This is a genomic window from Luedemannella helvata (assembly GCF_039528415.1).
In the GTDB taxonomy this organism is placed as follows: Bacteria; Actinomycetota; Actinomycetes; order Mycobacteriales; family Micromonosporaceae; genus Luedemannella; species Luedemannella helvata.
The window spans coordinates 103808-110266 of record NZ_BAAALS010000023.1; the positions used below are offsets into that span (position 1 = coordinate 103808).

Annotated in this window: 8 protein-coding genes; 5 read left to right on the forward strand and 3 right to left on the reverse strand. The window is 68.9% G+C overall.

What is annotated here, in order from left to right; genetic code table 11:
* The first annotated feature begins 17 nt into the window (after positions 1 to 17).
* The 4 genes from clpX to ABD191_RS21495 all read left to right on the forward strand — a co-directional run bounded on the left by clpX (position 18) and on the right by ABD191_RS21495 (position 3786).
* Positions 18 to 1379 carry an ATP-dependent Clp protease ATP-binding subunit ClpX gene (clpX, locus tag ABD191_RS21480; RefSeq protein ID WP_344084957.1) on the forward strand — a complete coding sequence of 454 codons (1362 nt, stop codon included), beginning with the start codon at positions 18 to 20 and terminating at the stop codon, positions 1377 to 1379.
* Positions 1380 to 1418: 39 nt separating this feature from the next.
* Positions 1419 to 1994 carry a hypothetical protein gene (locus ABD191_RS21485; protein ID WP_344084959.1) on the forward strand — a complete coding sequence of 192 codons (576 nt, stop codon included), beginning with the start codon at positions 1419 to 1421 and terminating at the stop codon, positions 1992 to 1994.
* A 74-nt stretch (positions 1995 to 2068) separates the two neighbouring features.
* A complete protein-coding gene (locus ABD191_RS21490) occupies positions 2069 to 2563 on the forward strand; it encodes an SRPBCC family protein (RefSeq protein WP_344084961.1) in 495 nt (164 codons plus the stop codon).
* Complete coding sequence (locus tag ABD191_RS21495; protein WP_344084962.1) at positions 2560 to 3786, forward strand: MFS transporter; 1227 nt, start codon at positions 2560 to 2562, stop codon at positions 3784 to 3786. The genes ABD191_RS21490 and ABD191_RS21495 overlap by 4 nt, the downstream gene beginning before the upstream one ends.
* A gap of 64 nt (positions 3787 to 3850) precedes the next feature.
* Here ABD191_RS21495 and ABD191_RS21500 read toward each other — a convergent pair whose 3' ends face one another.
* Positions 3851 to 4537 carry a winged helix-turn-helix transcriptional regulator gene (locus ABD191_RS21500; RefSeq protein WP_344084963.1) on the reverse strand — a complete coding sequence of 229 codons (687 nt, stop codon included), beginning with the start codon at positions 4535 to 4537 and terminating at the stop codon, positions 3851 to 3853.
* A 329-nt stretch (positions 4538 to 4866) separates the two neighbouring features.
* Between ABD191_RS21500 and ABD191_RS29305 the strand changes: the two genes are divergently transcribed.
* Positions 4867 to 5184: a pentapeptide repeat-containing protein gene (locus ABD191_RS29305; RefSeq protein ID WP_425560793.1), complete on the forward strand. Its 318-nt coding sequence runs from the start codon at positions 4867 to 4869 to the stop codon at positions 5182 to 5184.
* A gap of 144 nt (positions 5185 to 5328) precedes the next feature.
* On the opposite strand, the gene ABD191_RS21505 is transcribed toward ABD191_RS29305, so the two are convergent.
* On the reverse strand, positions 5329 to 5640 hold the full coding sequence (locus ABD191_RS21505) for a hypothetical protein (protein ID WP_344084964.1): 312 nt from the start codon (positions 5638 to 5640) through the stop codon (positions 5329 to 5331).
* Positions 5641 to 5795: 155 nt separating this feature from the next.
* Positions 5796 to 6459: hypothetical protein (locus ABD191_RS21510; protein ID WP_344084965.1), on the reverse strand; the 664-nt coding region annotated here is incomplete at its 5' end.

Sequence of the window (6459 nt, forward strand, 5' to 3'; positions counted from 1 at the left end):
TTCGTTGAGGGGGGACGGTGGCTGGTCCCAAGCGGCGCCTACTGTTCTGCTCGTTCTGCGGAGTCAACGAATTCGGCGTCGACGCGCTCATCACCGGCACCGGCACCGCGATCTGTCCCGACTGCGCGCGCACCGGGCTCGCCGCACTCGCCGGGCGGGCCAACCGCCGCGACCGTGCCGGCACGTCGACGCCGACCGCGCTGGTGGCCGAACTCGACCAGCACGTGGTCGCCCAGGACGCCGCGAAACGCATGCTCAGCGTCGCGGTCTACAACCACTTCAAGCGCGTCGGCCGCACCGAGCCGGGCGGCGTGCGGCTCGCCAAGTCGAACATCCTGCTCATCGGCCCGTCCGGCACCGGCAAGACACTGCTCGCCGAGACGTTGGCCCGCACCCTCGCCGTGCCCTTCGTGGTCGCCGACGTCACGTCCATGACCCAGGCCGGCTACGCGGGCGAGGACATCGAGTCCATCTTCCGGCGGCTCGTCATCGCCGCCAACGGCGACATCACCGCCGCGCAGCGCGGCATCGTGTTCCTCGACGAGGTCGACAAGCTCGCCCGCCGCGAGGCGACCGCCGGGCTCGACGTGTCGGGCGAGGGCGTGCAACAGGGCCTGCTCAAGTCGCTGGAAGGCACCATGGTCTCGCTCGAGGGCCGCCAGACCGACCCGACGGGACGTGCCGGCGAAGTGCGCCGGTTCGACACGTCCGAGGTCCTGTTCATGGCCGGCGGCGCGTTCGTCGGCCTCGACGAGATCGTCGGTACGCGCAAGGCGTCCAACAGCTTCGGGTTCGACCCGCGACGCGAACCGGTGTCCCGGACCACCGACCGTGCCGCCGAACCCGAGCCCGGCGACCTCATCTCGTTCGGTCTGCTGCCGGAGTTCGTCGGGCGGTTCCCGGTGATCGTGCGGCTCGACCAGCTCGGCGCGGCCGAACTGCGCCGCGTGCTCACCGAACCCCGCGACTCGCTCGTCGCGCAGTACGAGGAGCTGTTCCGCCTCGACGGGCACGTGCTCGACCTCACCCCGGACGCGCTCACCGCCGTCGCCGAACGGGCGCACGCCCGGGCCACCGGTGCCCGAGGGCTGCGATCGGTGCTGGAGACGGCATTGGCCGACCTGATGTACCGCGCGCCCGACCTCGAACCGGGCCAGTCCCTGCGGGTCGACGCCGCGCGGATCGAGGCCGCGCTGGGCGGCGCCGTCGAACGCGATAGGACCGGCGGGCAACCGGACCAGGCCCCGCCGGCCGGCCGGAACGCATCTCCACAGCTGTCTCCGGCCGAGGAGCCGGGACAAGAAGGCGGCCACGCCGAACGGCGGGCAGGACGCACCCTCCGCGTTGCCAGCGGGGCGCTCATCCGCCGATCGACGTGACCCTGGTCCCACGATAGTGGGAGGCGAGGAGTAGACGTAATGACCTCACCACAGATCAGCCCGCTCGCGCCCCAGACCGAGTTCCCCCCGGTCCCGGGCATCGAGTACCAGCGCTCCGAGCTCAACATCCCGATCGTCGTCGACGGGGAGGTCAAGGAAGTCCTCAAGATGACCGCCGTCCTCGAACTCGACCGCGGCGCCCCCGTGACGAACGCCGGTGGGCACCGGCAGTTCGAGTTCCAGATCAACACGTGGGAGGTGGCGGGCTACTCGGAGCTCCTGTCCGAGTGGGTCACCATCACGCTGTCCGACGTCCAGCAGCCGCGTAGCCTCGCGATCGCCCAGTCCGCTTCGGCGGACTTCCCGGCGATCATCGTCTACAACGCGATCTTCGACGTGTACCTCGGCAAGCGCCAGGTCGCGGCCGAGGTCACCGGTCTCGGCGTCGGCGTCGAGGCGTACGAGGTGCCGCCGCAGGTCGGCATCCAGTTCCAGAAGGCGTTCCCCCTCGGCCCCGGCATCGAGGCCAGCGCGGGCGCCTGCGCCGAAGAGGCTTCGCTACGCGAGGAGCAGTTCATGGCGGTTGCCGAGGAGTTCCGCAACCTCCGCGCCTGAACCACCACCCGGGGCCGCGGTCGGCGACGGCCGCGGCCCCGACCGCTGAAGATCCCCGCGATGGGAGGCCCGCCGTGACCCTGACCTACCGTCCTGGCAGCAAGCAGGACCCGACCTTCCGCCACCCCGACGGCACGCACAACGTGCTGGTCAGCGACATCATCCAGAAGGGCACCCCACCCCAGGTGTACCGCGGGCTCACCAATCCCGCGGCCCTGCGCGACTGGACGGGCGACGACGCGGCGGAGACCGCCGATGGCGTGGGCTGGAAGCTGCCCGAACTCGGCGTGTCCGGAACGTCGATAGGCGAGGTCGAGGGCGAGTACGTCAAGGTCGTCCTGGACACACCGGCGTGGCCGACCACCCGCAGCGTCGCCACGGTCCGGCTGTGGCCGGTGCCGCGGGCGACGCTGGTGATGGTCAGCCACCGCGGCCTGACCGCGGACGACCTGGAACTGTCCCGCGCGCTGTGGGCGCCGGGCCTGCTCAACCGCCTCCGCTTCTGGGTGCAGGCGATGGCTCCGCACAGCCGCGCCGTCGGCATCGTGGACACCGGTGGCCGGGAATGAGCGCCGTTGAGGCATCGGTGCCGCTGGCGGTGGCGCCGCTGGCACGGGAGTCGATCTCGCCGCGCGGGGCGTACACGGTCACGTTCCTCGCGCGCGCCTCGCAGATGGGCACGATCGCGATCGTCGCGCCGTACCTGCTCGACCGCGGCGTGCCGGTCGGCTACATCGGCGTGGTGATGGTGTTCGCCGCGCTCGGCGCGACGGCAGCCGGGCTCGTCTCGGGCAAACTGGTCGACCGGTTCGGCGCCTGGCGCGCGCTCGTGTGCGGGCTGCTGGTGGCCGTGATCGGCGTGCTGGCGTTCATCTTCGTGCCGGTCTGGCCCCTGATGGGACCGGCATACCTGATCTCCACCGCCGGCACCTCGACGGCGAACACCGCACTCCGCACCACGATCGCCCTCGGCACCCCGAAGGAGGAGCACGAGCGCACGTTCGGCACGTTGAACAGCGTCGGTACGACCGGTGCGCTGATCGGCCCGCTGCTCGTCGGGTTCGTGGTGATCGACGGCACCGCGGCCGCGCCCTGGTTCGCGGCCGCGATGCTGAGTACGGCAACCGTGGTTGCCTTCCTGTTGCGGCGGCCGACGGTCGCCGAACCCGACGTACCGGCCGCCGGCGACGGCGCGACGGAGCGTGCCACCATGGCCTCGGTCGGACGGGCGATCGCGCCGATCGTCGCGCTGGTCACCACGAGCGCCACGATGTACGGCGTCTACGCCGTGCTGTGGGGCCTGTTCCTGCGCGGCCTGGGCGCCTCGAACCTGGTGATCGCGTGGTCCTTTGTGGCCACGATGCTCCCGGTGGTCCTCCTGTCGCGCTACGCCGACCGGGTGCTGCCCCGAACCAACCGGTGGTTGGTCAGCGGCGGCGCGACCATGCTGTTGGGCGCCCTCGCGTTCGCCTACGCGTACACCGGCACGGTGTGGCTCGCGATCGTGTTGTCCGTCGTCGAAGGCCTGTTGATGGCCGTGTCCGTGCCCGTGACGTACGCACTCATCGCCCGGCACGCGCCGGCCGGCGGCACCGGCCGCGCGTTCGGGATCGCGTCGGCGGCCGACTCGATCTCGTCCGGCGCCGGAACGCTCCTCGCCGGCCTCATCATCGCGACCGGCGGCGTCGCGTTCGCGTTCCAGTTGGCTGGGGCGTACTGCCTGATCGGCACCTTCGTCGGGCTGCTCTGGTGGGCGCGGCGGGCCCGCGCGGCCCGCGCCGTGCCGGTGTAGCGCCGTCCACTGTCGCCGCCGCCGGGTCCCCCACCGGTGGCGGCGCCCGTATGCGCCAGGAGACTCAGGCGGCGCGGACCAGCTGGTCGAGGCCGAGCAGTTGGGTGCACCGCTGCACCGCGTCGGGGTCGCCCTCGGCCGTGATCTTCCCGGTGAGCACCGCCTCGATCGGGCTGATCAGCTTCGCGCCGACCCGGATGAAGGTCTCGGCGTCGGCGCTGAGCACCAGTGCCGGATTCTCCGCCGGCCCGCGGTGGGCCGTGGCCGCGCCATCGTGGACGATGATAAAGAAGACCTCGTCGTCGACGCGGAACTCGTACTCCTCGTCGACCCCGGTCGGCTTGCCCACGTCGATCATCGTCTGCACGGCGAGAAATCCCCAGGCCGCGCGGCTGGCGGACCGGGTGGCATCCTCCTCGGTGAGAAAGTTCATGCCCCATCGGGCCAGCACATGGATGGCCGGGCGCAACTGCGCGCCCAGCGAGGTGAGCCGGTATAGCTTGCCGCGCGCGTCGCCAGGGACCTTGTCGACCTCGATGATCCCCTGCTCGGTGAGGAACCGCAGGCGGTCGGCCAGCATGTTGGGACTGACGCCGGGCAGGTTTTCGATCATGTCGCTGAACCGGCCCGGACCGATGAGCAGTTCCCGGACGATCAGGATGGTCCACCGCTCACCAATGATGTCCATGGCGGACGCGAGGCCGCAGAACTGCCCGTACTGCCGCCTCTCCGACACACTCAGCTCCCCCATGTTGATACGTAACAGTATATGGACCTACCCGAGGCGCCCGCTTCCGCTTGCGGCGGATGACGAACGGTGGTCCAGATAAGTACCGAAATCTTATCCGATCGCCGGTGATCCAATCCAACCGCTGCCAGCATCCGCATCCGCATCCGCGGTAACGGGTGCCAGATCTCCGGCAGTTTGGGAGCACCTCGTCGCGCTTCGCGTGGCTGACGTTCGTGACAACCGGCGCCACCTGTTGATCGTGGGTGTTCGTCGGCCCGGCTTCCGCTCAACTGCTTGCGTCGCTCTCCGTAGGAGCCGATGGTCAAGCTATCGCGACCGGATCTGCCGAGATGAGTGCGCTGCAAGTCGGTGGCTCAGTACCGAGCGATCACGCTACTGTTCGCCGATTAGCAACCTGCCTGGGGCTACGACGCGGTCGTTCGCGGGTTGCGATCTTCGGCATCGGACCCTTGACGGCCACTTTTTCAAGTTTTTGTGACTTCCGTGGCGCCGACCTGCGGGGTGCTTCGCTTCGAAGCACCCGTTTTGTCGGCTGCGATCTCACCAATGCCGACCTGCGTGACACCGACTTGTCCTATGCGAAGTTCAGTTACGTTCTGACGCACGATCTGGCGTACGGGCGAACGGCCGTCACTGGGGTTCGGTAGGAGAGAGCCAACCTCCGGGGAGTCGTCACCGAACGCGTTATCGGGTGGCCCGAGGAGTTCTGACGCGTCACGGCCTGCGATGCGGAGCGGGCAAGGCGCAGGTCGATGCCGCGGTGCCGTGCTCCGGATTTCGCTTCCCTTCGGTCAGGTGAGTGGCGGGCGGTTGAGGACCTCGACGTACATGATCGCGTCGTGGACTACATCAAGGATCAGGTAGCCCGGCTTGGATGGGCTCAAGCCGATGTTTCGGTGGCCGGGGCCGTATGCCCCGGTCGGCTTTGGGGCGGTATAGAAGCCTTGGCAGAAATCATCGCCACAGCCACACTGCTGTAGTACGTGGAGGGTGTCGACCTGGTCCGCCAAGTTGTACTCGCCTTCCTCACGGAGCGCGGTCACCAACTCAGCCGCGAGGTCCGGCCAGACGGCGCTTACCAGTGGTGGTTCGTCGTGCGTCATCGCCAGCGACGATAGCCGTCAGCCGGTCGCCCGTCTTCCCACTTGCCGCCGTGGGTGTGCGATCGGGCCGCCGATGTCTCGTTACGCAGGTCATTGCGACAGGCGTGCGGATCTGCCGCGATGGGCGCGGGCCGTTGGTGGCCGGGCATCCACGGTTACAGCGACGGTAGGCAGTCGCCGGCGGTCGGGCTGACGTGGTTGTCCAAGAAGTAGCTGTAGGCCTGCAAGTGGACTTTCAGGTCACCGTCGAGGTAGACCAGGTAGTCGGCGAGTCCGGTCGCTGCCTCTCGTTCGTCGATGCGGTCCGAGACGCTCCATCGCCGATGTTTCGCCGTGATCCATTCGCGCACGCGTTCGCGTTCGCGCCACCACTGGCGCACGAGGATCGGCGTCCAGTGGGCGTCACCGTCACACGCCCAGCCTGCCCACGGATCCTCCTGCGCGGCGACAATGACAGCACGCAGTTGCTCGAGGTTGCCCGGCTGGCGGTAAAGGAACTCCTGCTCGTAGTCGACGTCGTCGCCGTAGAGAACGTGTAGCGGCGCGTGCAGTCGGCCGACCCAGCAGTTGTCGGTCATAGCTCCGTAGAAGGGGCCAGGGACGTTGCGCCAGTTGCGCTCCTCCCACTTGCCGTGGAACGTCGCAGCTACATCGGGCCACAGGCCGTCCCGCGGCTGCGACGCGAAAACGGCCGGGACATGCGGCATCGGATCCCAGTACAGCAACGCTCGCGGCCCACTCATAAACACATCGTAGAAGCACCGTGAACCGCCCCGGTGCTGGTAGAGACCTCTTTTCTTGAGAGGATCTCCGTCATGC

Excerpts from the sequence above, each read along its gene's own strand:
- ABD191_RS21485 (WP_344084959.1), top strand. The coding sequence starts at position 1,419 with ATGACCTCACCACAGATCAGCCCGCTCGCGCCCCAGACCGAGTTCCCC.
- ABD191_RS21495 (WP_344084962.1), top strand. The coding sequence starts at position 2,560 with ATGAGCGCCGTTGAGGCATCGGTGCCGCTGGCGGTGGCGCCGCTGGCA.
- ABD191_RS21500 (WP_344084963.1), bottom strand. The coding sequence starts at position 4,537 with ATGGGGGAGCTGAGTGTGTCGGAGAGGCGGCAGTACGGGCAGTTCTGC.
- ABD191_RS29305 (WP_425560793.1), top strand. The coding sequence starts at position 4,867 with ATGAGTGCGCTGCAAGTCGGTGGCTCAGTACCGAGCGATCACGCTACT.
- ABD191_RS21505 (WP_344084964.1), bottom strand. The coding sequence starts at position 5,640 with ATGACGCACGACGAACCACCACTGGTAAGCGCCGTCTGGCCGGACCTC.